Annotated in this window: 27 protein-coding genes and 1 riboswitch; of the genes, 9 read left to right on the top strand and 18 right to left on the bottom strand. The window is 68.6% G+C overall.

Going from position 1 to position 25,007, the window contains the following annotated elements:
- Window positions 1-6: 6 nt before the first annotated feature.
- From ACSQ9E_RS31630 to ACSQ9E_RS31655, 6 genes are all read right to left on the bottom strand, one after another.
- Complete coding sequence (locus tag ACSQ9E_RS31630) at window positions 7-1,293, bottom strand: amino acid deaminase (RefSeq protein WP_057203976.1); 1,287 nt, start codon at window positions 1,291-1,293, stop codon at window positions 7-9.
- 42 nt (window positions 1,294-1,335) lie between these two features.
- Entirely contained in the window at window positions 1,336-2,328 is a 993-nt protein-coding gene (locus tag ACSQ9E_RS31635) for an ABC transporter ATP-binding protein (RefSeq protein ID WP_436220075.1), read from the bottom strand.
- Window positions 2,325-3,389: an ABC transporter ATP-binding protein gene (locus ACSQ9E_RS31640; RefSeq protein WP_436220076.1), complete on the bottom strand. Its 1,065-nt coding sequence runs from the start codon at window positions 3,387-3,389 to the stop codon at window positions 2,325-2,327. The genes ACSQ9E_RS31635 and ACSQ9E_RS31640 overlap by 4 nt, the downstream gene beginning before the upstream one ends.
- Before the next feature lie 61 nt (window positions 3,390-3,450).
- Window positions 3,451-4,320 (bottom strand): ABC transporter permease, encoded by an 870-nt coding sequence (locus tag ACSQ9E_RS31645; protein ID WP_057203979.1) that lies wholly within the window; start codon window positions 4,318-4,320, stop codon window positions 3,451-3,453.
- 1 nt (window position 4,321) lies between these two features.
- A complete protein-coding gene (locus ACSQ9E_RS31650; RefSeq protein WP_057203980.1) occupies window positions 4,322-5,269 on the bottom strand; it encodes an ABC transporter permease in 948 nt (315 codons plus the stop codon).
- A gap of 24 nt (window positions 5,270-5,293) precedes the next feature.
- On the bottom strand, window positions 5,294-6,895 hold the full coding sequence (locus ACSQ9E_RS31655) for an ABC transporter substrate-binding protein (protein WP_436179971.1): 1,602 nt from the start codon (window positions 6,893-6,895) through the stop codon (window positions 5,294-5,296).
- Window positions 6,896-7,006: 111 nt separating this feature from the next.
- Here ACSQ9E_RS31655 and ACSQ9E_RS31660 point away from each other — a divergent pair, with 111 nt between their 5' ends.
- Both ACSQ9E_RS31660 and ACSQ9E_RS31665 read left to right on the top strand, forming a co-directional pair.
- Window positions 7,007-7,399 (top strand): RidA family protein, encoded by a 393-nt coding sequence (locus ACSQ9E_RS31660; protein ID WP_007849612.1) that lies wholly within the window; start codon window positions 7,007-7,009, stop codon window positions 7,397-7,399.
- Entirely contained in the window at window positions 7,392-8,345 is a 954-nt protein-coding gene (locus ACSQ9E_RS31665; RefSeq protein ID WP_436179970.1) for a sugar kinase, read from the top strand. The genes ACSQ9E_RS31660 and ACSQ9E_RS31665 overlap by 8 nt, the downstream gene beginning before the upstream one ends.
- Window positions 8,346-8,379: 34 nt before the next feature.
- Here the strand turns inward: ACSQ9E_RS31665 and nhaR are convergent, their stop codons facing one another.
- Entirely contained in the window at window positions 8,380-9,276 is an 897-nt protein-coding gene (nhaR, locus tag ACSQ9E_RS31670; protein ID WP_179683188.1) for a transcriptional activator NhaR, read from the bottom strand.
- 157 nt (window positions 9,277-9,433) lie between these two features.
- Here nhaR and ACSQ9E_RS31675 point away from each other — a divergent pair, with 157 nt between their 5' ends.
- Window positions 9,434-9,982: an Rrf2 family transcriptional regulator gene (locus ACSQ9E_RS31675; protein ID WP_057268572.1), complete on the top strand. Its 549-nt coding sequence runs from the start codon at window positions 9,434-9,436 to the stop codon at window positions 9,980-9,982.
- 63 nt (window positions 9,983-10,045) lie between these two features.
- Here ACSQ9E_RS31675 and ACSQ9E_RS31680 read toward each other — a convergent pair whose 3' ends face one another.
- Together ACSQ9E_RS31680 and ACSQ9E_RS31685 are read right to left on the bottom strand one after the other, a co-directional pair.
- Window positions 10,046-10,459 (bottom strand): VOC family protein, encoded by a 414-nt coding sequence (locus tag ACSQ9E_RS31680; protein ID WP_057204134.1) that lies wholly within the window; start codon window positions 10,457-10,459, stop codon window positions 10,046-10,048.
- A gap of 39 nt (window positions 10,460-10,498) precedes the next feature.
- Window positions 10,499-11,143 (bottom strand): glutathione S-transferase, encoded by a 645-nt coding sequence (locus tag ACSQ9E_RS31685; RefSeq protein WP_436220077.1) that lies wholly within the window; start codon window positions 11,141-11,143, stop codon window positions 10,499-10,501.
- A 223-nt stretch (window positions 11,144-11,366) separates the two neighbouring features.
- Here ACSQ9E_RS31685 and ACSQ9E_RS31690 point away from each other — a divergent pair, with 223 nt between their 5' ends.
- The 3 genes from ACSQ9E_RS31690 to ACSQ9E_RS31700 all read left to right on the top strand — a co-directional run bounded on the left by ACSQ9E_RS31690 (window position 11,367) and on the right by ACSQ9E_RS31700 (window position 14,138).
- Window positions 11,367-11,858: a copper chaperone PCu(A)C gene (locus tag ACSQ9E_RS31690; RefSeq protein WP_436179968.1), complete on the top strand. Its 492-nt coding sequence runs from the start codon at window positions 11,367-11,369 to the stop codon at window positions 11,856-11,858.
- An 88-nt stretch (window positions 11,859-11,946) separates the two neighbouring features.
- Window positions 11,947-12,771, top strand: coding sequence for a PhaM family polyhydroxyalkanoate granule multifunctional regulatory protein (locus ACSQ9E_RS31695; RefSeq protein WP_436220078.1), 825 nt, complete (start codon window positions 11,947-11,949; stop codon window positions 12,769-12,771).
- Window positions 12,772-12,833: 62 nt separating this feature from the next.
- Window positions 12,834-14,138 carry an FIST signal transduction protein gene (locus ACSQ9E_RS31700; protein WP_436220079.1) on the top strand — a complete coding sequence of 435 codons (1,305 nt, stop codon included), beginning with the start codon at window positions 12,834-12,836 and terminating at the stop codon, window positions 14,136-14,138.
- A 15-nt stretch (window positions 14,139-14,153) separates the two neighbouring features.
- Here the strand turns inward: ACSQ9E_RS31700 and ACSQ9E_RS31705 are convergent, their stop codons facing one another.
- Window positions 14,154-15,308: a rhodanese-like domain-containing protein gene (locus ACSQ9E_RS31705; protein ID WP_436220080.1), complete on the bottom strand. Its 1,155-nt coding sequence runs from the start codon at window positions 15,306-15,308 to the stop codon at window positions 14,154-14,156.
- Between the two features lie 227 nt (window positions 15,309-15,535).
- Here ACSQ9E_RS31705 and ACSQ9E_RS31710 point away from each other — a divergent pair, with 227 nt between their 5' ends.
- Together ACSQ9E_RS31710 and ACSQ9E_RS31715 are read left to right on the top strand one after the other, a co-directional pair.
- A complete protein-coding gene (locus ACSQ9E_RS31710) occupies window positions 15,536-16,750 on the top strand; it encodes a sulfite oxidase (RefSeq protein WP_436220081.1) in 1,215 nt (404 codons plus the stop codon).
- Window positions 16,751-16,763: 13 nt separating this feature from the next.
- Window positions 16,764-17,084 carry a c-type cytochrome gene (locus ACSQ9E_RS31715; RefSeq protein WP_082608214.1) on the top strand — a complete coding sequence of 107 codons (321 nt, stop codon included), beginning with the start codon at window positions 16,764-16,766 and terminating at the stop codon, window positions 17,082-17,084.
- 3 nt (window positions 17,085-17,087) lie between these two features.
- On the opposite strand, the gene ACSQ9E_RS31720 is transcribed toward ACSQ9E_RS31715, so the two are convergent.
- From ACSQ9E_RS31720 to ACSQ9E_RS31755, 8 genes are all read right to left on the bottom strand, one after another.
- On the bottom strand, window positions 17,088-18,407 hold the full coding sequence (locus ACSQ9E_RS31720) for a D-amino acid dehydrogenase (protein ID WP_436220082.1): 1,320 nt from the start codon (window positions 18,405-18,407) through the stop codon (window positions 17,088-17,090).
- Between the two features lie 100 nt (window positions 18,408-18,507).
- Window positions 18,508-18,616: riboswitch (glycine riboswitch) on the bottom strand.
- A 181-nt stretch (window positions 18,617-18,797) separates the two neighbouring features.
- Window positions 18,798-19,241 carry a YXWGXW repeat-containing protein gene (locus ACSQ9E_RS31725; protein WP_436220083.1) on the bottom strand — a complete coding sequence of 148 codons (444 nt, stop codon included), beginning with the start codon at window positions 19,239-19,241 and terminating at the stop codon, window positions 18,798-18,800.
- 134 nt (window positions 19,242-19,375) lie between these two features.
- The gene (locus ACSQ9E_RS31730) at window positions 19,376-19,816 is read right to left on the bottom strand and encodes a YXWGXW repeat-containing protein (protein WP_436220084.1); all 441 of its coding nucleotides are present in this window, start codon (window positions 19,814-19,816) and stop codon (window positions 19,376-19,378) included.
- Window positions 19,817-19,963: 147 nt separating this feature from the next.
- A complete protein-coding gene (locus tag ACSQ9E_RS31735; protein ID WP_436220085.1) occupies window positions 19,964-20,344 on the bottom strand; it encodes a DUF6463 family protein in 381 nt (126 codons plus the stop codon).
- A 28-nt stretch (window positions 20,345-20,372) separates the two neighbouring features.
- Window positions 20,373-21,704, bottom strand: a complete 1,332-nt coding sequence (locus ACSQ9E_RS31740) for an ABC1 kinase family protein (RefSeq protein WP_436220086.1) — start codon at window positions 21,702-21,704, stop codon at window positions 20,373-20,375.
- The gene (locus tag ACSQ9E_RS31745) at window positions 21,701-22,255 is read right to left on the bottom strand and encodes a DUF2867 domain-containing protein (protein WP_436220087.1); all 555 of its coding nucleotides are present in this window, start codon (window positions 22,253-22,255) and stop codon (window positions 21,701-21,703) included. Before ACSQ9E_RS31745 ends, ACSQ9E_RS31740 begins: the two co-directional genes overlap by 4 nt.
- Window positions 22,252-23,097, bottom strand: a complete 846-nt coding sequence (locus ACSQ9E_RS31750) for a TetR family transcriptional regulator (RefSeq protein ID WP_436220088.1) — start codon at window positions 23,095-23,097, stop codon at window positions 22,252-22,254. The genes ACSQ9E_RS31745 and ACSQ9E_RS31750 overlap by 4 nt, the downstream gene beginning before the upstream one ends.
- 154 nt (window positions 23,098-23,251) lie before the next feature.
- A complete protein-coding gene (locus ACSQ9E_RS31755) occupies window positions 23,252-23,983 on the bottom strand; it encodes a helix-turn-helix domain-containing protein (RefSeq protein WP_057203997.1) in 732 nt (243 codons plus the stop codon).
- Between the two features lie 119 nt (window positions 23,984-24,102).
- Between ACSQ9E_RS31755 and ACSQ9E_RS31760 the strand changes: the two genes are divergently transcribed.
- Window positions 24,103-24,978, top strand: a complete 876-nt coding sequence (locus ACSQ9E_RS31760) for a hypothetical protein (RefSeq protein WP_436220089.1) — start codon at window positions 24,103-24,105, stop codon at window positions 24,976-24,978.
- The last annotated feature ends 29 nt before the right edge of the window (window positions 24,979-25,007 follow it).

Genomic DNA, 25,007 nt, shown 5'->3' on the forward strand with positions numbered 1-25,007 from the left:
CCGGCCTCAGAACCGCGTGCTGATGGCACCCGTGATGGCGCCATCGTCTTCTACCAGCGGCATCCAGCGCCATTTGTCGAAGGTGGTGCAGGGGTGCGAAATGCCCAGCGCCACGCGGTCTCCCACCTGGGGCGCGCTGCCTACGCCCGCTGCGGCATCGAAGCGCAGGTAGGCATGCTGGTCGTTGAGTGCGCTCACGCTCCAGCCGGCGGGCACGGCAGCTGCCGTGCGCTCGCCACGCCGCGCCAGTTGCACGGGGATGGGCATCTCCAGGTCGTAGGAGATGTCGCGGCGCCCGCAGGTCAGCAGGGCAAGGCCCGGCTCGGGCACCGACTGCACCATGGCCCAGACCGTGAGCGCCGGGCGCAGCGAGGCGTCGAGCCCTTCGCGCTGCTCCACGTTCTTCAGAAAGCGCGCGTAGTTGCCATGGTCGTGCGTCACATAGCAGCCCGAGCGCAGCACGCCTTCCACCGGGCGCGACAGGCCCTGGGCCTGCAGCAGCGGCACCACCAGGTCGAACACGGCCGAGCCGCCGGCCGTGAGCAGGATGCGGTCGCGTGCGAACAGGTGCTCGGTGTCGCAGGCCCGCGCCACGTCCATCACGCGGCGCACCAGGGCGGTCACTTCGCGGGCGTCGTGCTCGTTGTCGCAGCGCGCCACGCCGCCTTCATAGCATTCGATGCCGTCGAACTGCACGGCCTTCGACGCCGCCAGCGCGCGCGCCAGCGCCAGTGCCTCGTCCAGCGTGCGGCAGCCCGTGCGCTGGCCGGGGATGCCCATCTCCAGCAGCACGTTGAACACGCGGGCACTGCCACGGCGCTGCTTCCAGTCCTCGACCAGCGTGAGCTGCGCGAGCGAATCGACGAGGAACCACACGGTGAGGTCGGCATGGCGGGCCAGCAGCGCGTCGAGCGCGTCCAGGTCGGCATCGCAGACCACCTGGTTGGCGATGATGGCGCGGCGCGCACCGGCCTCCACCCCCACCGCGACCTGGAAGGCCGTGGCGAAGGTCAGGCCCCAGGCGCCGGCCGCCAGCTGCTGTGCGAAGAGCTGGGGCGACATGGTGGTCTTGCCGTGCGGTGCCAGGGCGATGCCTTTGCGCTGCGCGAAGTCCTGCATCCAGGCCAGGTTGTGCGCCAGCGCCGTGCGGCGGAGCACCGCCAGGGGGAACGCCAGGTCGTCGGCCAGCACGTTCCAGCCGCGTGCGCCGATCTCGCTGGCGCGGCAGGGCGCTGCCGCGATGGGAAAGCTCTTGCTGGTGGCGTCCAGCGTGAAGTCAGTGGTGGTGGTCATGTGGTTTCGTCATGTTGGTGGGGCGCAGCGGGGCTGCGCCGGTCAGATGTCGTCGCGCCAGCAGGCCTTCCAGTGGTCCGCCCCCACGGGGCGCAGGGCCATGTCGGCGCTGGCGCATTCGGCCACCGCATGCGGGCAGCGTGTGCGGAACACGCAGCCCGAGGGCGGATTGGCGGGGCTGGGCAGGTCGCCCTGCAGCAGGGGGATGGTACGCCGCTGCGCGGGGTCGGGGATGGGCGCGGCCGCGAGCAGGGCGCGCGTGTAGGGATGCGCGGGCTGCGCATACAGCGCGCTGGTGGGCGCGATCTCCATCACCCGGCCCAGGTAGAGCACCACCACGCGGTCGCACAGGTACTCCACCACATCGAGGTCGTGCGAGATGAACAGCAAGGTCAGGCCCAGCTGCTCCTTGAGGTCGCCCAGCAGGTTCACCACCTGGGCCTGGATCGACACGTCGAGTGCCGACAGCGGCTCGTCCGCCACGATGAAGTTCGGCTGCACGGCCAGCGCGCGCGCAATGCCGATGCGCTGGCGCTGCCCGCCCGAGAACTCGTGCGGAAAGCGCTCCGCATGCTCGGGCCTGAGGCCCACCTGCGTGAGCAGCTCGTGGATGCGCGGCAGGCGTGCCGCACCGCGCGCCTGTTTGTGCGTATCGAGCGCCTCGCCCAGCACCTCGCGAATGCGCATGCGCGGGTTCAGGCTGGCGTACGGGTCCTGGAAGATGATCTGGATCTTCGAGCGCAGCGGGCGGAACTGGCCCTGGCTCATTCCGGCCAAGTCCTGCCCACTCGCGCCCTCGCCGTGGTACAGCATCTGGCCCGCCGTGGGGTCCACCAGGCGGGTGAGCAGGCGGCCGATAGTGCTTTTGCCCGAGCCTGATTCGCCCACCAGGCCCAGCGTTTCGCCGCGCCGGATGGCAAAGCTCACATCGTCCACCGCGCGCACCGGGTGCGGGCCGCTGCCAAAGTACTTGCGCAGGCCGCGCACTTCGATGAGGTTGTCGCCCGGGGTCGGGGCCATGGACACGGCGTTCATGCAGCCACCTCTTCAATGGGCTGCTCATTCACACGGATGCAGCGCACCCGGCGGCTGCTTCCTGCGCTGCCCTCGTCGGACAGGGCCGGCATGCGCGCATCGCAGGCCGCGATGCGGCGCTCGCAGCGCGGCGCAAAGGCGCAACCCGGCGGCAGCGCGAGCGGGCTCGACACCTGGCCCGGTATGGCCACCAGGCGCGGCCGTTGCCCGGCCACCGCCACGGCATGGCGCCTGGCCACGCCGGGCAGGCAGGCCAGCAGGCCGCGCGTGTAGGGGTGCTCGGGCTGCGCGAAGAGGTCGTGCACGGGGGCCGACTCGACGATGCGCCCTGCATACATCACGGCCACCGCATCGGCGTACTGCGCCACCACGCCCAGGTTGTGGGTGACGAACAGCATGCTCATGCCCGTCTCCTTCTGCAGCCGGCCCATGAGTGCCAGGATCTGCGCCTGGATGGTCACGTCCAGCGCGGTGGTGGGCTCGTCGGCGATCAACAGTGTCGGGCTGCAGGCCATGGCCAGCGCAATCATCACGCGCTGGCGCATGCCGCCCGACAACTGGTGCGGGTACTCGTGCACGCGCTGCTTCGCCGCCGGTATCTCCACCAGCTCCAGCATGCGCTGGGCGTGGGCCATGGCGGCCTTGCGGTCGAGCTTGAGGTGCAGGCGCACCGATTCGGCGATCTGCTCGCCCACGGTCAGCACCGGGTTCAGGCTGGTCATGGGCTCCTGGAAGACCATCGCGATCTCGTTGCCGCGCAGCGCGCGGCGCTCGGCCTCGGGCAGGGCCAGCAGGTCCACACGCCGGCCATCGCGCCGGGTGAACCAAGCCTGGCCGGTCACCTGCGCCTGCGAGGTCTTGGCGTGCAGGCCCATCAGCGTGAGGCTGGTGACGGACTTGCCCGAGCCCGATTCGCCGACCAGCGCCAGCGTCTGGCCCGGGTGGATGGCAAAGGACACGTCGGCCACGCTCTGGATGCGGCCGGCGTCGGTGGCGAACGAGGTGGACAGGCCCTGCACTTCGAGCCGCGGGGCGGCCATGGCAGCCGTGTGGGTGGTCATGGAGATACCTTCGTAGCGCGCCCGCGGGCGGGCGCTTGCGTGGGTGGGGCGAAAGCGGGGCTCACGAGGCTTTCTTGAGCTTGGGGTCGAGCAGGTCGCGCACGCCGTCGCCCAGCATCTGCAGCGACAGGGCGGTGAGCACGATGGCCAGGCCCGGGTAAAGAATGGTCCAGAACGCGCGGTCGGCCGACTCCAGGCTGCCCGCGATCATGGTGCCCCAGGTGGGGATGTCCGGCGGCACGCCCACACCCAGGAAGGACAGGCCCGCCTCGGCCAGGATGGCGTAGGCGAAGATGAAGGTCACCTGCACCAGGATGGGCGAGACCAGATTGGGCAGGATGTGCCGCAGCAAGATGAGCGGCGTGCGCACGCCCAGGGCGCGTGCTGCATCGACGAACAGCAGCTCGCGCAGCACCAGCGTGCTGGCCCGCACCACCCGCGCCACGCGCGGCGTGTAGACGATCACCAGCGCCAGCATCACGTTCCACAGCGAGGCGCCCAGGATGGACACCAGGGCGATGCCCAGCAGGATGTCGGGGAAGGACATCATCGCGTCCACCACGCGCATCAGCGGCGCATCGAGCCGGCGAAAGAAGCCCGCGAACATGCCCAGCAGCGTGCCGAACAGCACGGCACCCGCAGCGGTGAGCCCGCCGATCAGCAGCGAATAGCGCGCGCCATGCACGATGCGCAGCATCACGTCGCGCCCCAGCTCGTCGGTGCCGGCCCAGTGCGCGGCCGAGGGCGCGTTCAGGCGCTCGCTGATCGAGATGGCGTTGGGGTCGGCATCCGACACCCAGGGGAACACGGTGGCCACGGCCACCACCAGCGCCAGCAGGATGGCCGAGGCCAGCACCACCTTGCGCGAGAACAGGCGGCGTGCCAGTGGCAGCCAGTAGTCCGTGAGATTGCGAATCAGGCGTTGCACCATGTCATTGGCCCTCCAGCCGGATGCGTGGATCGACCAGCGTGTACAGGAAGTCGATGGCCAGGTTGATGAACACGTAGATCGCTGCGATCACCAGCAGCGTGCCCTGGATCACCGGGTAGTCGCGGCGCAGCACGGCGCGCACCACCAGGTTGCCCACCCCGGGCAGGTTGAACACGGTTTCGGTCACCACGGTGCCGCCGATCATCAGCGCCAGCGTCAGGCCCAGCACCGTGACGATGGGCACCAGCGCATTGCGCAGCACGTGCTTGACCATCACCGTGCCCTCGGCCAGGCCCTTGGCGCGCGCGGTGCGCACATAGTCCTCGCCCAGGATGTCGAGCATCGAGGCGCGCGTGAAGCGGATGATCAGTGCCGAGTTCAGCAGGCCCAGCACCAGCGCCGGCAACAGCAGGTGGGTCAATCGTTCCGCAAGCGGCGACTCCGGATTCCCATAACCCGAGGCCGGGAACCAGCCGAGCTTGACCGCGAACAGCTGGATCAGGATCAGCCCGAGCCAGAAGCTGGGCACGCTGGCCCCGAGCATGGCCACGCCGCTCAGCGCCTGGTCACCGGGGCTCCCGCGCCAGATGGCTGCGGCCATGCCGCAGGGGATGCCGATGAGTGCGGCGATGCCCACGGCGAACAGCGCCAGGAACAGCGTGGGCTCAGCGCGTTCGAGCAGGGCCTGCGCCACCGGGCGCTGCAGGAAGATCGACTGCCCCAGGTTGCCCTGCAGCAACTCGCCGATCCACAGCACGAACTGCGTGGGCAGGGGCTTGTCGAGCCCGTACTGCACGCGCGCCGCGGCGATGTCCTCGGCCGTGGCCTGCTCGCCCAGCAGCAGCGCCACCGGGTCGCCCGAGGCCAGGCGCGTGAGCGCGAACACCAGCACCGCGACGAGGGCCAGCACCACCAGGGCACCGCCCAGGCGGGTCATCAGAAAACGCATGGCAACGAACCTTGTGCGGTGGGCTTACTTGGCCAGGCCCGTGTTCCAGAAGAACGGCCAGATCGCCGGCGTGTAGCCCTCAAGCTTGGCCGAGCGCGCCGAGAGGCCGTTGAACTTGCCCACCTCGATGAAGGGCACTTCGTCGTACACCACCTGCTGCACGGCGCCCCACAGCGGGCCGCGTTTGGCGATGTTGGTCTCCTGGTTGAAGGCGGTGAGCGTGGCCTTCTTGGCCGGCGAGTCCCACCAGCCCGGTGCGCCTTCACCGAGCTGCGGCGGCGAGAGCATGGGCTCAGGGAACAGGCCCGAGTGCGTGAAGTACACGTCCCACAGCTTGGCGTCGTTGCGCCGCTGCACCAGGGTGGCCCAGTCCACCACCTGCAGCTCGGTCTTGAAGCCGGCCTTCTTGAGCTGCTCGGCCATCACCAGCGCCATGTTGTAGTGGAACTCGTACTGGCGGCTGGCCATGATGCGCACCGGCTGGCCGTTGTAGCCGGCCTTGGCGGCCTGGTCCTTGGCGGCCTGCGGATTGCGCTCGTTGTACAGCTTGCCGCCCGCGTCCGAGTAGTAGGGCGTGCCCTTGGGGAAGAAGTTGGGCTCCACCACGAAGAATCGGTTGTCGCCAAAGCCTGCGGCCAGCAGTTCGCCCGAACCCACGGCGGTCTGCACCGCGCGGCGCAGCGGCTGCGCGGCCAGCACGCCTTCCTTGGTGTTGAAGACGATGTAGGGGAAGCCGAAGTTCTTCGTCACGATGGGCACCACGGCCGGGGCGCCCTTGTCGATGCGGCCGGCCGCTTCCACGGGCAGCAGGTCGGCGTACTGGAACTGGCCCGACAGGGCGCCTTCCACGCGGGTGTTGGCATTGGGCACGGGCACGAAGCGCAGCTCGTCGAGCAGGGCCTCGCGGCGGCCGGCATAGCCGCTCGGCGCCTCCTTGCGGGCGCTGTAGCTGTCGTGGCGCACCAGCACCGTGAACTGGTCGGGACGGCGCTCCTTGAACTTGTAGGGGCCGGTGCCGATGAAGTCCTTGAGTTGCGGCGCAATGCTTTCCTTGGCCATGATGGCGGCCATGCCGCTGGGCAACGCCAGCTGGGCCAGCAGCGGTGCATAGGGCGCCTTGAGCGTGAGCTCCACCGACAGCGGGCCCTTGGCGGTGAGCGAGGCCACCTCCTTGGCCACTGCCTTGCCGCGCGGCGACAGTTCCATCCAGCGCTGCAGCGAGGCCACCACGTCGTCGGCGTTCAGGTCGCGCCCGTTGTGCAGCTTGACTTCCTTGCGCAGGGCGATGGTGTAGGTCAGCCCGTCCTTGGACACGGTAGGCAGGCCTTCGGCCAGCATGGGCGCCACGGCCCAGTTCGCGTCGAAGGTGTACAGCGGCTCGTAGACGTGCTGCATGATGGTGCCGACCAGGTCGGCCGTGCTGACCATGGGGTCCAGCCCCTGGGGCTCGCCGACCATCGCCAGGTTGGCGGCGCCCCCCTTGGCAGGGGCCGCCTGGGCCGGCAGGCTCGAGCCGAGGGCCACGACCATGGCGGCAGTGGCTGCCGCCAGGCCAAGAACACGGCGCCGTGCGGTTTGCACAGGCACTGCGAGCGTCAACCGATCACGGATGGATGAGGATTGCATCGTGGCTCCATAAGTAATAACATTACATTTTTAATCGTAGATGACTCGTTTGTGAAAGTCAAACGGGTTTTTTTCGATGATTTATGTAAATTCATTACACAAGGAGCTTGCATGAGCCATGTAGAACTGCTGGGCCAGTCCCCCATCGCCTCCGACCGCCAGGCGCGGCCCCTGTCGCCCGCCACGCGCGCCGGCGACTTCGTCTTCGTCTCGGGCCAGGTGCCCACGGACGACCAGGGCCAGGTCATCGTCGGCGGCATCGAGGCGCAGACGCGCCAGGTGTTCCAGCGCGTCAAGGATGCCCTGGCGCTGGCCGACTGCACCCTGGCCGACGTGGCCAAGGTCAGCGTCTGGCTGGCCGATGCGCGCGATTTCGGCAGCTTCAACCGCGTCTACATGGAATGCTTCGGCGAGCACCGGCCCGCACGCTCCACCGTCGAGTCGCGCCTCATGATCGACGCCAAGGTCGAGATCGACGTCACCGCCTACAAGCCCCGTGCCTGAGCGCGCCAACACCTCCAAGGGCAAGAGCTTCGACGTGGCCGCGCTGGGTGAGGCCATGGTCGAGTTCAACCAGATCCATCCCGGCCAGCCGCAGTACCTGCGCGGCTTTGGCGGCGATACCAGCAATGCCGCCATTGCGGCGGCGCGGGCCGGCGCGCGCGTCGCCTACCTCACGCGCATCGGGCAGGACAGCTTTGGCCAGGCGCTCACCGCGCTGTGGCGTACCGAGGGGGTGGACACCCGTGCGGTGCAGGGCGATGGCGAACACCCCACGGGCATCTACTTCGTCTCGCACGGGGATGCCGGGCACGAGTTCAGCTACCTGCGCGCGGGTTCGGCCGCGAGCCGCATGTCGCCGCAATGGCTGGCCGGCGAGCCCACCGCCGTGCTGCAGGCCGCGCACATTCTGCACCTGTCGGGCATTTCGCTGGCCATCTCGCCCCAGGCCTGCGACACCGCCTTCGAGGCCATGCGCCTGGCGCGCGAGGCCGGCACGCTGGTGGCCTTCGACTCCAACCTGCGCCTCAAGCTCTGGCCGCTGGCGCGGGCCCAGGCCTGCATCGCGCAGGCCGTGGCGCTGTGCGACATCTTCCTGCCCAGCCTGGAGGACATGCAGGCCCTGACGGGCCTGTCCGACCCGGACGCCATCGTCGACTGGGGCCATGCCCGGGGCGCGGCCACCGTGGTGCTCAAGCTCGGGGCCGAGGGGGCACTGGCCAGCAACGGCCAGCGCAGGGAGCGGATCGCAGGCCTGCGCGTTACCCCTGTGGATGCCACGGGCGCGGGCGATTGCTTCTGCGGCAACCTGCTGGCCCGCCTGGCCCAGAGCGACGACGTGTTTGCTGCGGCGCGCTATGCCAACGCGGCAGCCGCACTGGCCGTGCAGGGCTATGGCGCCGTCGCGCCGCTGCCGTACGCGCGCCAGGTGCAGACAGCGGTGGCGTGAACCGGCGGGGCATGGCCGTCGGCACCTGCCCATGTCATGCCGCGAACAGGTCCGACCGCGCCGCCTTGGTGATGGCGGCCACGCAGGGGTGGCTGATGCGCCGCTCCACAGAGATCGCGAAGAATTCCTCCACCAGCTCGGTGGAACGGCCGATCACCTCCACCCCGAACTGGGCCTGGGTCTCCTCTTCCAGCACGGTGGGCGAGGTGAACACCCCGCGGCCCTCGCGCCCAAAGGCGTTCATCAGCGCGCTGTCGTCGAATTCCCCCACCAGGCGTGGCTGCAGCTGGTGCTTGTTGAACCAGTGGTCGAGCTGCTGGCGCACCGACGACATGGGCCCCTGGATCAGCATCGGCGCACCGTGCAGGCACTTGGGGAACGGGCCTTGCAGCTGGCTGCGCAGGGCCGGCGCGCAAAAGAAGCTCATCGAGCTGGTGCCCAGGCCGTGGTTGAAGGCCTTGACGCCGATCTTCTTGGAGACCGGCTCGTCCGCCAGCACCAGGTCCAGCCGGTTCAGGCTCAACTGCGCCACCAGCTCTGGAAACTTGCCTTCGTGGCAGGTCATGTGCACCTGCTCGGCCAGGCCGAGAGCCGGCTCCAGCAGGTGGTAAGCCACCGACTTGGCCACCGAATCCGCCACGCCCACCCGGAAGGTGATCGGGCGCGACTGCCCGCGTGCCAGGCGGATGGATTTTTCGAGCTCGTCGCCCAGGGTAAAGATCTGCTCCGCATAGCCCAGGGCCACCCGGCCCTCGGCGGTCAGCTCCAGCCCCCGGCCGCGCTTCCTGAACAGGTCGTGGCCCAGCCACTCCTCCAACTGCTTGATCTGGCCCGACAGCGTCTGCGGAGTGGTGTTGAGCTGCTCGCCGGCGCGCATGATGCCGCCCGCCTTGGCCGTGGTCCAGAAGTAGCGCAGGTGCTTGAAGTTCATGCCATCTCCTTGATACTTCGCAAAAATCGAAGTAAAAATCTCAATAAATCGAATATACGCGAAGTGTCAAGATCCCTACAGTACGTACATGGACAGATCGCGGAACGCCCCTTCGGGCACCGAACCCTGGCCATACAACGTTCACAAGGAGTCAAAGATGCGTATCACTACCCGAGGGCAACTTGCCGTGTCGGCCATGACCGATCTCGCACTGCGCCAGCAGATGCGTCCTGTGGCACTGTCGACCATCAGTGCACGCCAGGGCACCTCGCTGTCCTACCTGGAGCAGCTGTTCAGCGCGCTGCGGCGCGCCGGGCTGGTGGACAGCACGCGCGGCCCCGGCGGCGGCTACACCCTGGCGCGCCGCGCCGAGCAGGTGTCCGTGGCAGAGATCATCCTGGCGGTGGAGAACCTCAAGGGCGATGACACCCAGGGGCTGGGCCAGGGCCAGGCCGCGCAGATGACGGCCATGACGGGTGAGCTGTGGATCACCTTCAACAGCCGCGTGATGGACTACCTGCAGTCCGTGAGCCTGGCGGAACTGGTAGCCCAGGAGATCGAACGCGGCGTGGTGGTGGATGCCGCCGAGCCGCAGCAGCGTGCCCGTGCCGTACCAACGAGCAAGCCCAAGCCGCGCATGGCGGGGGTGGGGGTGCCCAACTCGGTGTTCGCGCTGGGCACCATGCCGCTGATGCAACGGCGCTGAAGCGCGCCAGGGGGGGCCACCCCCTGCGCCCGATTTTTTCAGGGCAGGGGGCGGCTCAGCCTCTCAGGCGGCGTACACCTGCTCCATGGATTTGAAACCCTTCATCTCGATCGGGTTGCCGCTCGGGTCGCGGAAGAACATCGTCCACTGCTCGCCGGGCTCGCCCTCGAAGCGCACCTGGGGCGCGAGCACGAAGGGCGTGCCGGCCGCGCGCAGCCGCTCGGCCACGGCCTTCCAGGCGGGCAATTCGAGGATGGCGCCGAAGTGCGGCATGGGCACCAAGTGCTCGCCCACATGGCCGGTGGCGGCGCTGGCGAACGGCGTGCCCAGGTGCAATGAGATCTGGTGGCCGAAGAAGTCGAAATCGACCCAGGTGTCGGTGCTGCGGCCTTCGCGGCAGCCCAGCACGCCGCCGTAGAAGCGGCGGGCTGCGTCGAGGTCGGTGACGTTGAAGGCAAGGTGGAAAAGACTGTGCATCGGCGCAGGATAGCAGCCGATGCGCACCCCCTTGCGACGTCAGCCTTTGGGGCGGGCCAGCATTTCAGCGGTGTTGGTCTTGCGGTCGGCGTTCACGCGCGCCACATGGGGGCGCTCATTCATGCGGGCCAGGTATTCACGCACCGGCAGGTCGGCCAAGAAGTCGCGGCCGTAGATGATCTTGGTGGCCGAGGACACCAGGGGCAGGTGCACGATGGCCGCGCAGTCCGCCGCCGTGAACGTGTCGCCGCCGATGAATGGGCTGAACTTCGTGAGCTGGGCGAATGCCGCGACGTTCTTGGCCAGTTGGGCGCCGACTTTTTCGCGCGCGGCCTCGCTCACCGTGCCGCCGAAAAAGGCCTGCGGGTACAGATTGCGCGCCACCAGTTCCAGGTGCAGTTCCATGAAGGTGATCAGCTCGCGCACCTTGGCGGCGGCCAACGGGTCGGCCGGGATCAGCGGATGCGCGGGGTAGGCCGACTCGATGTAGTCGGCGATCACGGCCGACTCGCACAGCGTGCCGCCCGGGGTGCGCAGGTAGGGCACTTTGCCCAGCGGGCTGGCACTGCGGTCGGTTTCGCCGATCCAGGCCAGTTCCTCGGTGAAGGGCACGCCCTTTTCGAGCAGCGCGAGCTTGACCTTGTTGTAGTAGTTGCTGGCCGAAAAGCCGCAGAGTGTGAGCATGGGGTGTCTCCTGTATTGCCTTGGGGGCCATTGGTGTGCGCCAGCCGCCATGCTAGGGGCTGGCCGGGGCCGGGCGCGTCGCGCAGATGACGCGCGGCGGCGTGCCAGGGGGCCCTCCCTACAATGAGGGAGCACGCGCTTGCTGCGCAATCCCTTCCATTCTCAGGAGCGGCCGCCCTGGCCCCGCCATCCGCGCCGCCACCGTTCTCCAGGAGCCTTTTGCATGATTTTCTCCCGCACCCTCACCGGCCTCACCCTGTGCGCCCTGCTGGCCGCCCCCGCGCTGGCCCAGGTTTCCGACGTGAAGGTCGAGGGCGCCTGGGCCCGCGCCAGCGTGCCAGGCCAGAAGGGCACCGGTGCTTTCATGAAGCTCACAGCACCGCAGGGCGCGCGCCTGGTCAGCGCTTCATCCCCCGCCGCTGGCGTGACCGAGGTGCATGAGATGAAGCTCAATGGCGACGTGATGCGCATGCGCGCCGTACCGGTGCTCGATCTGCCCGCAGGCAAGGCCGTGGAGCTCAAGCCCGGTGGCTTTCACATCATGCTGCTGGACCTCAAGGCCCCCCTGGCCAAGGACAGCACCGTGCCCCTCACGCTGACGTTCAAGGACGCCAAGGGCGTGGAAAGCAAACTTGAGCTGACCGTGCCCGTGGCGGCCAGCGCGCCGAGTGCACAGCCTGGGGCGGCAGCCCCGGCGCATGGGCACAAACACTGAGCCAGGGGCCTGTGCAGGCCATCGCCAGCCGCCACTCATTGGGGTAAGCTGTCAAGACAGGTTCCAACCCCCTTCTTGCGGAGCAGCCATGAGCGACACATCCAACTTTGGTTTCGGCAAATTCGTCCCCGGTTTCGATTTTCTGCAGAGCCTGGCCAAGGGTGCGTCGACCAGCATTCCGCAACTGCCCAACCTCTCGAACTGGGTGGCACCGACCATCAGCGTCGAAGAACTGGACAAGCGCATCGACGAACTCAAGGCCGTGCAATTCTGGCTGGAGCAGAACTCCCGCGCGCTGGCCGCTACCATCCAGGCGCTGGAGGTGCAGAAGATGACCCTGGCCACCCTCAAAGGCATGAACTTCAGCATGGGGGACGTGGCCAATGCCTTCAAACTGAAGACTGCCGATACGGTGATGAGCGGCGTGCAAAAGGCTGCTGACACGGTGAGTGGTGCGGCCGGGGCCGTCGCCGGTGCGGCTGCCCGCGTCACCGGCCGCGCCAAGGAAGAAGGGCCTGAGGTGCAGGCCGAGCCCGAGGTGCAGGCGCCCGGCAAGGCCAGCAAGGTCAAACCCGCGGCCTCGGCACCGGACGCCTCCGTGGTGGACCCGCTGCAGTGGTGGGGCGCGCTCACCGGCCAGTTCCAGCAGATCGCCGCCAACGCCATGAAGGATGCGGCCAAGCAGACCGCCCTCGACACCACCAAGAACATGGCCACCGGCCTGGCCAAGGAGGCCATCAAGACGGCCACCGGCATGGCCAGCCAGTTTGCTGCCAAAGGCATGAAGAGCATGTCAGGCGAGCGCAAGCCCGCCGCCAAAAAGGCCGTAGCCAAGCCCGCCGCCAAGGCCAGGCCGGCCGGGAAGAAGACAACGGCTGCGGCCAAGCGCGCGCCGCGCAAGAGCGCTGGCTGACCCTGGCCTGTGCGTCCCGCGCGGGTGGGCGCCGCGCAACCGCCTGCGAGAAGACACACACCATGACACTCTTTCCCTCCGGCCATGCGACCCACCCCCAGTGGCGCATGGCTGCGGCCCTGGCGCTGGCGCAACTGCGCGCGCAGATGGCGCTGCCCCAGTACGCGAGTGCCCCCACGCTGGGCCTGCTCTACATCACCGACCACTATGCGGGCGATGCCCAGGCCCTGCTCGACCACCTGGCCAGCGAATTGCCCGGCGTGACCGACTGGAGTGGCACCGTGGGCGTGGGCGTGGCCGCCAACAATGCCGAGTATTTCGACGAGCCTGCACTGTCCGTGATGCTGCTGGACGTATCGCCCGACCAGTACCGCGTGTTCTCGGGCGTGGCCCCGCTGCCGCGCCAACCGGCCAGCGGCTTCGTGGCCCACACGGCGCTGGTGCACGCCGACGGCCACACGCCCGAGCTGGCCGAGTTGCTGGCCGAAATGGCTGCGCGCACCGAGACCGGCTACCTGTTTGGCGGCCTGAGCGCCAGCCGGGGCGCGGGCGTGCAGTTCGCGGTCGCCGGTGACGGCAATATTGCCGGGCAGGGCGGTGCCAGCGGTGTCTTCGATGGCGGCCTGTCGGGCGTGGCCTTTGGTACCGAGGTGGTCCTGGTTTCGCGCGTCACCCAGGGCTGCCAGCCCGTGGGGCCGCTGCGCAGCGTGACCGCTGCGCATGAGAACGTGGTGCTGCAGCTCGACGGCGAGCCGGCGCTCGACGTGCTGCTCGACACGCTGGAGGTCTCACTCGACGGCGATCCGCAGCCTGCGCTGCGCAAGGTGCGCGCCACGCTGGCCGGGCTGGTGGATGCCGGAGAGCAGCCCCGGGGCCAGCAGCGCACGGGCCACTTCGGCACCGATACGCGCGTGCGCCACATCGTGGGCCTGGACGGTGCGCGCCGGGGCGTGGCCCTGGGCGACCGGGTGGAGCCCGGCATGCGCCTGGCCTTCTGCCAGCGCAACGTGGCGGCGGCGCGCGCCGACCTGATGCGCATCTGCGCCGAGATCCGCGAAGAGCTGGAACCCGAGGAACTGGAGCCTGCGCCACTGGAGTCGCAGGACCACACGGGCCGCGCCATGGCCCCGGCGCCCGGAACGGCGGCGCAGGGCCCTGCCGCCGGGCACCACGGCCGGCGCATTCGCGGCGCCATCTACGTGAGCTGCTCAGGCCGTGGGGGTCCGCATTTCGGCGGGCCCAGCGCAGAGCTGCAGATCGTGCGCCATGCACTGGGCGACGTGCCGCTGACCGGCTTCTTCGCCGGCGGCGAGATCGCGCACCACCACCTGTACGGCTACACGGGCGTGCTCACGGTCTTCACCTGAGCTGCAGCCAATGCATCAACTGCTTTCGGTGGGCAGCCCGTCGGCATCCCACTCGGGCAGGCCGCCGCGCAACCAGTACACCGTCTTGTAGCCCTTGCTGGCCGCCACCTTGGCCGCCTTGTAGGACTTCCAGCATTCGGCCCCGTTGCAGGCAAAGATCACGGGCTTGCTGCGGTCCACCTTCTCCAGTGCCTGGAAGTCATCCTGCGTGGCGTTGAAGGCCACGTCCTTGAGGCTTTTTTCCACGTAGGCCGCGAAGACGGCGCCGCGGATACGCTTGGCCTTGAACTCCTTCTCGGTGCGTGTATCGACCACCACCGCCCCCTGCGCCTGCAGCTTTTGCGCCTCGCGTGCGGTGATGCGGTTCACGCCGGGCAGGCTGTTGGGGGTGAAGAGTCCAAGCTCTGCCACGCGGCGGTACTCCTGCGCTTCAGGGCGCAGGGCCACCGGGCTCAGCCCTGTGGTCCCGGAGCCCGAGGCGAACCACTGGGCCAGGCGTGCCTTGACGTCGGCAGGCAGATCCTTCTTCACGGCGATCGAGAAGCCGCCCGGTACCGGCTGCGAGGTCGCCAGCACCCGTGCGTCGCCCTTGTGGGTGGCCGACCATTCGGCCCAGTCGTCCGCCCGCACCACGGTGGCATCGGTGCTGCCGAGCACCAAAGCGCTGAGCCCCGCCTGCGGGTGCTTTTCGTGCAGTACCGACTTGAGATCCTGGAACGACAGGCCTGCTTCGTTGAGCATGCCGCGTGCCATGTAGGTGTAGATCGAATCCTGCTGGGGCAGGTACAGGCGCTGGCCTTTCATCGCCGCCACGTTCGCCACCTGGGCAGAGCCCACGAGCAGGTACAGGTCCGATTTCTGCGTGGCGCCCACCAGCTCGTACCCGCGCTGCAGCGCGGAGGCCGCCACCTGGGCCGGGCCGATGAACACATCGTAGCCCGCGCTGCGCGTGGCGCGCATGACATCGGCCAGGTCTTCGCTGGTGACCACGGTGGCAGCTTGACCGGCGGCCTTGGACAGGCCTGACTCGAACGCGCTGCGCAGAATGCTGTGCGCGGCCTTCTTGGCCGTGGGCTCCACGGCCACGATGGCCGTGAGCTGGGCATGGGCGAAGGGACTGAGCAACAGCAGCAACAGGGACAGCAAGGCAGGGCGTGTTTTGCGATACATGGTGTCTCCTTCGGAGTCTGTCAGCCGATGTCAAATATGCACCAGGGCGCTACCGGGCACACGTCCTTGAGGGTGTTGTTGCCATTTTTTACACCTGCTCTCACAAACCCCCAGGGCAAATCGGGGCGGTCATACCAGAATGGGATATGCCCCGCATGCTGGCGGCCGTCTGCGGCCGGTGCCGACTGCGGAAACATCTGCCTTACCCACCTCCGGAGGACCGTTCCATGAAAAATCCCGTGACCCTGCCGCGCCGGCACCTGCTCACTGGCAGCGCTGCCGCACTCAGCGCCCTGGGGCTGGCTGCATGGACCCGCGGCGCGCATGCCCAGGCTGCGCCTGCGGCGGCGGCCAAGCCGCTGCCCCCCTACGTTGGGTGGAAGAACCCTGGCAGCCTGATCGTGCACAGCAGCAGCACCCTGGAAACGCGCCGGGGCGCTTTCGGCACGGGGGTGGTCACGCCGTCGAGCCAACTGTACATCCGCAACAACCTGCCTGCGCCTGATGCCGCCATCGTGGCCGAGCGCGATGCATGGACTGTGTCCATCGAGGGGGTGAAGGCGCCACGCGCACTGACCGTGGCTGAGCTCAGAACCCTGGGCATCGAGACCGTGACCACAGTGCTGCAATGCTCGGGCAACGGGCGCGGCTTCTTCCCCAGCAAGCCCAGCGGCACGCCGTGGACGGTGGGCGCGGCAGGCTGCGTGGTCTGGAGCGGGGTGCCGCTGCGCAACGTGGTGGCCGCCCTGGGTGGGCTGGCGGGCGGTGCTGCCTACCTCACGGGCACGGGCGGCGAGAAATTGCCCGAGGGCGTGGACCCGCTCTCGGTGGTGGTCGAGCGCTCGGTGCCCATCCAGGCGCTGGAGAATGCCATCCTGGCCTGGGAGATGAACGGCGAGCCCATGCCGCTGGCCCATGGGGGGCCGCTGCGCCTGATCGTGCCGGGCTACCAGGGGGTGAACAACATCAAGTACGTCAAGCGCGTGGCCTTCGGTGCCGAGCAGTCGCAGGCACGCATCATGTCGCACGGCTACCGCATGTCGCCACCCGGCACCAAGGCGGGCCCCGAGCAGCCCTCGGTGTGGGAGATGACGACCAAGTCCTGGATCAACGGCCCCCTGCCCGAACAGGGCACGCTCAAGGCCGGCATGGTGCAGGTGCATGGCGTGGCGTTTGGCGGCACGCGCGGCGTGAAGGGCGTGGAGGTGTCGGTGGACGGGGGCAAGACCTGGCAGGTGGCCCAGCTCATCGGGCCTGACCTGGGCCGCTTTGCGTGGCGCCAGTTCGTGCTGCCCGCACGCCTGGCCGCAGGGTCACATGAACTGCTCAGCCGCGCCACCGACACGGCAGGCAACGTGCAGCCCGAGCAGCGCGAGGAAAACCTGGGCGGCTACAACAACACGAGCTGGCGCGACCACGGTGTGACCGTGGTGGTCGCTTGAAGCGGTGCGCATCTTGCGCACCGCAGCCGCGGCCTGGCTGCTGGCGCTGATCAGCAGCGGCGCCTGGGCCGCAGATGCCGGCGAACTGGCGCGGGGCAAGGAGCTGTTCGGCAAGATCCAGCCGGCCTGCGCGGTGTGCCATACGCTGCAGGCAGCGGGCGCAGAAGGCCAGGTTGGCCCCGTGCTCGATGAGCTCAAGCCCAACGCCGAGCGCGTGCTGCGCGCACTGCGTGCGGGCATTGGCGTCATGCCCTCCTATGCCGACAAGCTCAGCGACAAGGACATGCGGGCCTTGGCGCACTTCGTGGCGCAGGCCAGCGGCGCTGCTCCCTGAGCGTCAGGCCTTGTGGGCCGCTGCTGTGGGCAGCCGGCTGGGTGCTGCGCTGTGGGGCATGCCCGTGAAGGCAAAGTCCAGCTCGGGCGCCAGGCCGCTCACGATGCGCGCCAGCGACTTGCCCGAGCCGCAGGCATGCGTCCAGCCGAGCGTGCCGTGGCCGGTGTTGAGGAACAGGTTGTTCAGTTTCGTCTTGCCGATCAGCGGCACGTTGCTCGGAGTGGCGGGGCGCAGGCCGGTCCAGAACTGGGCCCGGCTGGCATCGCCCGCGCCGGGAAACAACTGCTCCACTCGGCGCACGATGGCGTCGCAGCGCACCTGGTTGAGGTCGCGGTGGTAGCCGTTGAGTTCGGCCGTGCCGGCAATGCGCAGGCGGTCACCGCGCTCGCTGGTGTAGCGCGAGAAGACCAGCTTGTACTCATCGTCCGTCAGGCTCACTTGGTGCGCCATCGATGCATCCTTGACCGGCATGGTCACCGAGTAGCCCTTGGCCGGGTAAATGGGCAGGCGGATGCCCAGGGGCTGTGCCAGCAGCGGGCTGAACGAGCCCATGGCCAGCACGAAGGCATCGCCGTGCACGCGCTCGAAGCGCCCTTCGGCGGTGGTCACCTCCACATGGTCGATGCGCCCGCCCGCCTCGCGCAGTGCCGTGATGTGGTGGCCCAGGCGGAACTGCACGCCCGCAGCCTCGCACAGGCGCGCCAGCTCGCGGGTGAAGGTGTTGGCGTCACCGGATTCGTCCTCGGCGGTGTAGGTGGCACCGGCCAGTTGCGGGCGGATGTGCGCCAGGGCCGGTTCGATGCGTACGGCCTCGTCGGCGCTGATGACCTGGCGCTCGCAGCCGAGCTGGCGCATCTGCTCGGCCGGGGCCAGGGCGCCATCGAACTCCTTCTGGTCGGTATAGAAGTGCAGGATGCCCTGCGTGCGCTGGTCGTAGGCGATGCCGGTGGCGGCGCGCAGCTGCTGCAAGGTGTCGCGGCTGTAGGTGCCGAGGCGCACGATCTGCTCGATGTTGTGCCGCGTGCGCGCCGGCGTGCAGTTGCGCAGGAACGACAGGCCCCAGAGCCACTGGCGCATGTCGGCGCGGATGCGGAACAGCAGGGGCGCATCTTCCTTGCCCAGCCATTGCAGCACCTTGAGCGGCGCGCTGGGGTTGGCCCAGGGTTCGGCATGGCTCACCGAGATCTGGCCGCCGTTGGCAAAGCTGGTTTCCGCGCCGGGCGCACCCTGGCGGTCGATGACGGTCACCTCGTGGCCGAGTTGCTGCAGGAAATAGGCCGAAGTCACGCCGAGCAGGCCGGCGCCAAGAACGATCACACGCATTTTGAAAGCCTTTTGGAAGGGCAATCGCCAGGCTGGTCCGTGCTACCACTGCGGGTTATTGGTTACCAATAGCGCGCAGCGGGCACGTCAAGGCCCGGCTGCCGCTCCCCCTGTCCTTGGTACCTGAGAGATTCACCGCTGCCCCTCATGGGCTGCGGCTTGCTCCTTCGGTGCGCTACATGGCGTAGCGGCTCTCCAGACGGCCTTGATGAATGGTGCAGTACGGAACCTGAGCGTGCATGGGAGTTTGCGCCTTCGGTGAAGCGGGCGGTGCCGCTTGCTCTCCTGCGAAGGCCATTCTAGGACGGTGCCAGCGCACAAAAGCGAACGCCGCAGCTAATGTGCGGCGTTCGTTGCTGATACAAGACCGGGCCTGGGCCCGGTCAGGTGTCAGTTGCGGCGGGGATTGTCAGGGTTGCTGTCGCGGCGGTTCGGCACGCCATCGCCATCGCGGTCCCGGTCGTTGCGGTTGGCAACGCCATCACCGTCGCGGTCCCAGCCACCACGGCGCATTTCCCAGCGGCCATCGCGCTCCTGCCAGGTGGGCTGGCGGTAGGCATAGCCCGGGCGGGCCTTGACCCAATGGCCGGCGACCCAGACGTGGCGGCCGCCACGCCAGTCCCAGTGGCCTTGTTCCCAGACCTGGCCACGGCGCGGGCGTGGCACGGCTTCACGGCGGGGTGGTGGAGGGGCGGGGATCACCTGGTACCCCTGAGGGCCCGACTGGATCACCACGGTACCTTGGTGCACCGGCTGGGCCGTGGCCACGGACGAGAGGCTTGCCAGGGCCAGGGTGGTTGCAATGAGGGCTGCGTAAGTGGTTTTGTAAGCCATGGATGACTCCTTCTTCAATGTTGTTGTGTCGCCTTTATATGGTGGGCAGGCAGCAACGCCACGTCTGTAGGCGCTGCGCCTTGCCCCCTGTAGGCGAGCGGGGCCGGGCGCGAGGGGCGGCCAGCATGCCGCCATCAGTTGCGGTACGGGTTGTCTGGACGGCGGTCGTGGCGGTTGGGCACACCGTCACCATCGCGGTCCCAGCCGCCGGGGCGCATGTGGTGGCGGCCATCGCGCTCTTCCCAGCGCGGTTCACGGTAGTGGTAGCCGGGGCGGGCCTTGACCCAGTAGCCCTGGATCCACACGTGGCGGCCGCCGCGCCATTCCCAATGGCCGGGCACCCAGGCCATGCCACGGCGCGCGTGGGGTGGCGCTTCGTAGCGGGGTGGGGGTGGCGCGTGGTACTGCACCGGGGTGACCTGCAGCGGCGCCAGGGCGGGGCGCTGCACGGGATGCTGGTAGTAAGGGTTGCCGGTCTGGATGACGACGGTGGCGCTGGGGGATGCCAGCGCCGGGGCAACGGCACCCAGCGACAGCAAGGCCAGGGAAGCGACGGCGAGGGCGATGCGGGCCATGAAGGTCTCCTTGGAAATGATTCCTTGCGGAACCGGAGCCTTGATCGTGGGCGTTTTGCGTCAAGCCGGTGTAGTGCTCGTGCGAAGAGTTGTAAGCGGGTGTTGCTGCGGCGCGGCTTGCGCGCCCAAAGCGTGATTTATGTCACATCAGCGTACCAGCAAGGCCAGGACCGGCGGCAGCACCAGCCAGCAGCCGGACACCGGCATCAGCACCACGCCGGCCAATACCAGGGCCAGCAGGCACCAGCCCATGGGGCGCAGTGCCACGGCCGGCTGGCTGCGCTCGAGCGCCATCACCTCCCAGGCCAGCAGGGCGAGCACGGCACCGAACAGCAGGAACCAGATGGCGTTGCCCATATGGACATCGCCCGCCACTGCATTGAACACGCCGCGCTGCCACAAGGCCTGCCACTGGGGCGCGAACAGCACGGCGGCCACCAGCGTGTGCAGCAGTGCCACCGCCAGCAGCCAGCGGCCTTTCCAGGGGCGGGCGGCCAGCATGGCAAGGGTCGGGGCGAGGCTGTGCATGGAGTTCTCCTTGTGGGTGGGGCGGCGGTCAGCCGATCCAGCGGTCGGCCTGCGTGCGTACCTGCGCCCGGATTTCGGTCAGCAGGTGCATGAGCCCGAGCCAGGCGCGCTCGAAAGCCGGCAGTTCTGGCGGTACGCCGGCCAGGTGCCTGGCCAGCACTTTTTGCTGCGCCGCCACGGGGGCGGGCGGCCGGCTCTTGCCTGCGAAGTCGAAGACCGGCTCTGTGAAGGGCTCGGTCTGCCAGGCCTGCATGATCGAGAGGGCGGGCATCAGCTCGTCGGTGAAGGTGGTGACATCCATCGCCGCATCGACCAGCCCCAGCGCCACGTAGGCTTGCAGCACGCCTTGGGCGTGGGCCGGCGACGCAGGCTGCAGCAGCGCGCGCCAGGCCTGCAGGACCCCGGTGCGAAAGGCCGGCGACAGCTCGCGCGTGCAGCCGAAATCGAGCACGCCGAGCTGTCCGTCCGGCAGGAACAGAAAGTTGCCCGGGTGCAGGTCCGCATGCATGTGCCCAAGGCCGAAGGTGCAGTGCATGAACCAGTCCCAGAGCAGTTGGCCGGCCTGGTTGCGTGCGGCCTGCGTGGGCTCGCTGCGCAACCATTCACCCAGGTGCACGCCTGGCAGGTACTGCTGGGTGAGCACCTGCGAGCGGGTGTGCGAGGCGATGGGCTGCGGCACCACGATGCCCGGCAGCGCCGCATGTTCGGCAAACCACTGCAGCTGCCGGGCCTCGTGCAGGTAGTCCACCTCGTGCAGCAGCGTGCGCTCGATCTCCTGCATCACCCGTTCCACCACCACATCGCCGGGCAGCGGCAGGTCGCTGTGCGCCAGGGCACGCAGGGTGGTGCGCAACAGGCGCATGTCCGAGGCGATGGTCGAGGCAATGCCCGGGTACTGCACCTTGACCGCCACGGCGCCATGCCCGGCCAGCTCGGCGCGGTGCACCTGGCCGAGGCTGGCGGCGGCAAAGGCCTGGGGCTCGAAGCGGGTGAACAGGGCCTCGGGCTCCTGCCCGAAGGCCTGGCGGAACACCCGGCCCACCAGCGCGCGGTTGAGCGGCGTGGCCTGGTGGCAGGCGCGCGCCAGCTCGCGCCGCACGCCCTCGGGCAAAAAACTGGTGTCCATGCTCAGGATCTGCGACACCTTGAGCGCCGTGCCGCGCAACTGCCCCATGGCCTGGAACAGGATACGGCCCATGGCCGCCTCGTGGCGGGCCTGGGCATCGGCCTGTGCCACTTCGTCGGTGTGGACGGGCCGCATGCGCTGGCCCAGTTGTGCCAGGCCCAGGCGCGCGGCCGTGATGCCGGTGATGGTGCCGCGCGCGAGCGTGCCGGTGCGGGGTGGCTTGGCGCCTGTCATGCGCGGGGCTGCGCCAATGTGCCTGCCGAAGCCAGGCCTTGTGCCCGGGCCAGCAGGGTCCGCACGATGCGCCGGTGGAACGGCGCGATCACGGCCATGTAGGTGTGGCCCAGCGCGTTGTGGATGTGCACCACGGAGGAAAGAGCCAGCACGGCCTGCCCGTCCTGCATGCGCTTGTGCAGCGACACCTGCACGTTCAGGTGGCGGTCGTCCACGCCCATCACCACCTCCCGCTCGCCCAGGTGGCGGATCTCGAAGAAACCCACCAGATCGCCCACGCGGTAGCCCGCCTCAGTCTGGCGGGTGCCGTCATGCAATTGCCCCACAGCCTTGAGGCCCACCATGCGCACCAGGCGGTTGCGCAGGGCCATGAGCGCGCGTGTCCAGCCCGGCGTTTGTTTCACCATGTCGAGCCAGGTCTGCAGCGCGCTGCTGTCGGGTGTGGGGTCGGCCGCTTCGAAGCAGTCGGCGAACTGTGCGCCGGGCAGTCGCGATGCGATCACGCTGCCCTGGGGCAGTGCGGTGGCGCGGACGGTGCGGGCGGGGCTCATGGCGCGGCCTTGCGGGCACGGGGTTTGCGAGCGGGCTTGGGCGCATCGGCCTCGGGGGGCGGGGCCGCCGGGCGCGCGCGCGGCGTGCGCGGCGGCGTATTCACCGGGGGCGCCATCGTGTCCCCCAGTGCGCTTTTGGCCATGCGCAGCACGCCCACCAAGCCGCTGCCGTGCTGCATGAAGCGCGCCATCTGGCTGCGCAGCATGAAGCCGCCCAGCTGCAGCACGCGGTTCACCAGGCCCGCGCGCAGCGCCAGCACCAGCACGCCCAGCGACAGGTCCACCAGTTGCGTGGTGTCCGCGAACTCGTCCGATTCGTCGGCCAGCCAGTAGGCCACCACGCCCGCCAGGTAGTCGCCGTACAGGCCGCTGGCCACACCCTTGAAATCGCAGGGCTCGATCTCGCCCTGGGATTCGGCGGCTTCGATGAAACCTGTCACCGCCTCGCGCAAGGCCTGGCGTGCCGCCAGCGGCTCGGCCAGCATGGACAGCGGCGAGCGCCTGGCCAGGGTGCGCACCCCGGCCACGAACTCGCGGTCGGGCAGCAGGCGCTCGAGCACGGCGTCGGTCAGGCGTTGCAGCTTTTCCTGCAGGCCGTAGTCCGCCAGGCCCGGTGTGGCCAGCGTATCGGCCAGGGCGCTGCGCACCGCTTCGTCCAGATAGCCCAGCACGATGCGGTCCTTGGTCGGGAAATACTTGTAGATCGTCGCATCGCCAATGCCGGCCGCGCGCGCGATGTCCTTCATCGTCGTGCCGTCGAAGCCCTGGCGCGTCATCAGATCGACCGCGCTGGCCACGATCTGGCGGCGCGTAGCGTCCTGCTGTTGGCGAGTGGTTTTCATTTTCTTTAAATCCCATGAAATTAGTATTTAAAGAATAGTTAATTCGGTTTAATCCGTCAAGCGAGTTCGGAGCGCGCAGGCAACATCCGCCGATCCGCCTGCATATCCAGGCAGTTTGGCGAGGTGTTCTTGCTGTCGGAAGTAGCGGTTCTGCTCAGCGCCGCATGCCCGTGAAGGCTTCGAACTCCCAACTGCGCAACGCGAGCAGCAAGGTATAGCCCTCCAGCTCACGGGCTGGCAGTTTCTGGTCGGCCAAGTGCTGCTGCGCAAAGTCCTGGGCCACGCGCTGCATGCGCTCCATGAAGGCCGGGGCCAGACTGCGGCTGATGGTGCCGTGCACCAGCAGCACGCCCTCGCCCGCGCCATCGAAGCCGCCGGCAAAGTAGTCGAGCAGCGCATGCTCGCGAAAGTAGTTCATCACCGGGCCATGGGGCCGCCAGCGGAAGGTCTTGGCCAGCTTGAGCCGGTAGCGGTTGAGCGGCCGCAGCTCGATGATGCCGATGCGGTCGAGTTGCGCCAGGTACTTGATGCCTTCGGCCTCCGAGAGGCGGTAAGTGCCCGTCACCTGCTCCAGCGTCCACTGGCTGAGCACGCAGATGGCCATCAAGAGCAGCCGCTTGTCGGCCACCACGGCTTTTTCCTGCTCCTGCGTCAGCTCCTTGAGCAGGGGCTGGCTGTCGGCCACGCGGCGTGCCAGGTCGGCGAAGTCCAGGGCCAGCGCGCGGCAGATGGCGTCGATGCGCGACAGCGGCATGTCTCCCTTGGCCAGCATGCGCTTGACGCTGGACTCCGCCATGCCCAGCTGCTGCGCCAGGTCGGCGTAGGTCATCTGCGCGGTCTTGAGTTCCTTCTTGAGGGCGGTGACGAGGTCGGCGGTAGTGCTCATGGGTATCGATTATCAGTACCTGCGGTGTTCTGGGTAGCCCTTTGCACTGATTTCGGTACTGGTTTGGACTGGGGCATGCCGACACTGCGCTGCATCAACCACTCCCGAGACGCCGCACCATGCCACTGCCCTCTGCTCCTTCCACCACGGGCCTGTCCCGGCCAGAAGCAGGCCTTCTGGTTGGCGCCTGTGCCTTGCTGGGCATGGCCCTGTTCGGGCCAGCCATGCTGGACAGCGCCCACCAGCACGGGTTTGCCGACCAGCGCACGCTGCTGGGCATTCCTTGTGCGCTCGACGTGCTGAGCAACCTTCCGTTTGCCATCGCGGGCATTCTGGGCCTGGCCTGGCTGGTGCGCTTGCCGCATGCCGCGATGGACGGGGTATCCCGCGCCCTCGTTGCCCTGTTCCTGGCCGGGCTGGTGTGCACTTCGGTGGGTTCGTCCTTCTACCACTGGCGTCCCAGCGACTTCGGCCTGTTCTGGGACCGGCTGGGCATGGTGCTGCCGTTCGCAGGCCTGCTGGGGCTGGCGGCCGCGGGCCGCGTCAGCGGGCGCGCCGGCATCGCCACGGCGGGGGCCGTGCTGCTGGGCGGCACCTCAGCCGTGCTGTGGTGGGCGCTGTCCGGCAACGTGCTGCCCTGGGCGGTGGTGCAGCTGGGGGGCATGCTGGTGGTGCTGGCGCTGGCCGTGCTGCCCCGTCGCGCGGGTTCCCTGGCGGTGCACCTGGGCGCAGTGATCGCCTTCTACGGCGTGGCCAAGCTGTTCGAGGCCGCCGACCATGCGATCCTGGAGGCCACGGGGCAGTGGGTGTCGGGCCACAGCCTCAAGCACCTGATCGCGGCCGGCGCTGCCTTGCCCGTGCTGTCTGCGCTGGCAGCGTTGCTGCAACGCACGAATGCCCCTCGCACTGTCGTCGCAACCGGGCAGAATGGCGGCCAGCACCGGACGCAAAGCCGGTCGACCACGGCGCGCAATGCACGCCGCCAGGGCGCCTGAGAGATGTCGTTCTTACACACCAAGATGCC

It is taken from the genome of Acidovorax sp. LjRoot118, from assembly GCF_964253575.1.
Classification (GTDB): domain Bacteria; phylum Pseudomonadota; class Gammaproteobacteria; order Burkholderiales; family Burkholderiaceae_C; genus Acidovorax.

Bases quoted from the DNA above. Each gene is read 5' to 3' on its own strand.
- ACSQ9E_RS31675 (WP_057268572.1), top strand. From the start codon at position 9,434: ATGCGTATCACTACCCGAGGGCAACTTGCCGTGTCGGCCATGACCGAT.
- ACSQ9E_RS31710 (WP_436220081.1), top strand. From the start codon at position 15,536: ATGAAAAATCCCGTGACCCTGCCGCGCCGGCACCTGCTCACTGGCAGC.
- ACSQ9E_RS31730 (WP_436220084.1), bottom strand. From the start codon at position 19,816: ATGGCCCGCATCGCCCTCGCCGTCGCTTCCCTGGCCTTGCTGTCGCTG.
- ACSQ9E_RS31720 (WP_436220082.1), bottom strand. From the start codon at position 18,407: ATGCGTGTGATCGTTCTTGGCGCCGGCCTGCTCGGCGTGACTTCGGCC.
- ACSQ9E_RS31655 (WP_436179971.1), bottom strand. From the start codon at position 6,895: ATGCAATCCTCATCCATCCGTGATCGGTTGACGCTCGCAGTGCCTGTG.
- ACSQ9E_RS31745 (WP_436220087.1), bottom strand. From the start codon at position 22,255: ATGAGCCCCGCCCGCACCGTCCGCGCCACCGCACTGCCCCAGGGCAGC.
- ACSQ9E_RS31705 (WP_436220080.1), bottom strand. From the start codon at position 15,308: ATGTATCGCAAAACACGCCCTGCCTTGCTGTCCCTGTTGCTGCTGTTG.
- ACSQ9E_RS31635 (WP_436220075.1), bottom strand. From the start codon at position 2,328: ATGAACGCCGTGTCCATGGCCCCGACCCCGGGCGACAACCTCATCGAA.
- ACSQ9E_RS31735 (WP_436220085.1), bottom strand. From the start codon at position 20,344: ATGCACAGCCTCGCCCCGACCCTTGCCATGCTGGCCGCCCGCCCCTGG.
- ACSQ9E_RS31640 (WP_436220076.1), bottom strand. From the start codon at position 3,389: ATGACCACCCACACGGCTGCCATGGCCGCCCCGCGGCTCGAAGTGCAG.
- ACSQ9E_RS31685 (WP_436220077.1), bottom strand. From the start codon at position 11,143: ATGCTCACACTCTGCGGCTTTTCGGCCAGCAACTACTACAACAAGGTC.
- ACSQ9E_RS31645 (WP_057203979.1), bottom strand. From the start codon at position 4,320: ATGGTGCAACGCCTGATTCGCAATCTCACGGACTACTGGCTGCCACTG.
- ACSQ9E_RS31650 (WP_057203980.1), bottom strand. From the start codon at position 5,269: ATGCGTTTTCTGATGACCCGCCTGGGCGGTGCCCTGGTGGTGCTGGCC.
- ACSQ9E_RS31740 (WP_436220086.1), bottom strand. From the start codon at position 21,704: ATGACAGGCGCCAAGCCACCCCGCACCGGCACGCTCGCGCGCGGCACC.
- ACSQ9E_RS31660 (WP_007849612.1), top strand. From the start codon at position 7,007: ATGAGCCATGTAGAACTGCTGGGCCAGTCCCCCATCGCCTCCGACCGC.
- ACSQ9E_RS31680 (WP_057204134.1), bottom strand. From the start codon at position 10,459: ATGCACAGTCTTTTCCACCTTGCCTTCAACGTCACCGACCTCGACGCA.
- ACSQ9E_RS31630 (WP_057203976.1), bottom strand. From the start codon at position 1,293: ATGACCACCACCACTGACTTCACGCTGGACGCCACCAGCAAGAGCTTT.
- ACSQ9E_RS31700 (WP_436220079.1), top strand. From the start codon at position 12,834: ATGACACTCTTTCCCTCCGGCCATGCGACCCACCCCCAGTGGCGCATG.
- nhaR (WP_179683188.1), bottom strand. From the start codon at position 9,276: ATGAACTTCAAGCACCTGCGCTACTTCTGGACCACGGCCAAGGCGGGC.
- ACSQ9E_RS31750 (WP_436220088.1), bottom strand. From the start codon at position 23,097: ATGAAAACCACTCGCCAACAGCAGGACGCTACGCGCCGCCAGATCGTG.
- ACSQ9E_RS31690 (WP_436179968.1), top strand. From the start codon at position 11,367: ATGATTTTCTCCCGCACCCTCACCGGCCTCACCCTGTGCGCCCTGCTG.
- ACSQ9E_RS31760 (WP_436220089.1), top strand. From the start codon at position 24,103: ATGCCACTGCCCTCTGCTCCTTCCACCACGGGCCTGTCCCGGCCAGAA.
- ACSQ9E_RS31755 (WP_057203997.1), bottom strand. From the start codon at position 23,983: ATGAGCACTACCGCCGACCTCGTCACCGCCCTCAAGAAGGAACTCAAG.
- ACSQ9E_RS31725 (WP_436220083.1), bottom strand. From the start codon at position 19,241: ATGGCTTACAAAACCACTTACGCAGCCCTCATTGCAACCACCCTGGCC.
- ACSQ9E_RS31695 (WP_436220078.1), top strand. From the start codon at position 11,947: ATGAGCGACACATCCAACTTTGGTTTCGGCAAATTCGTCCCCGGTTTC.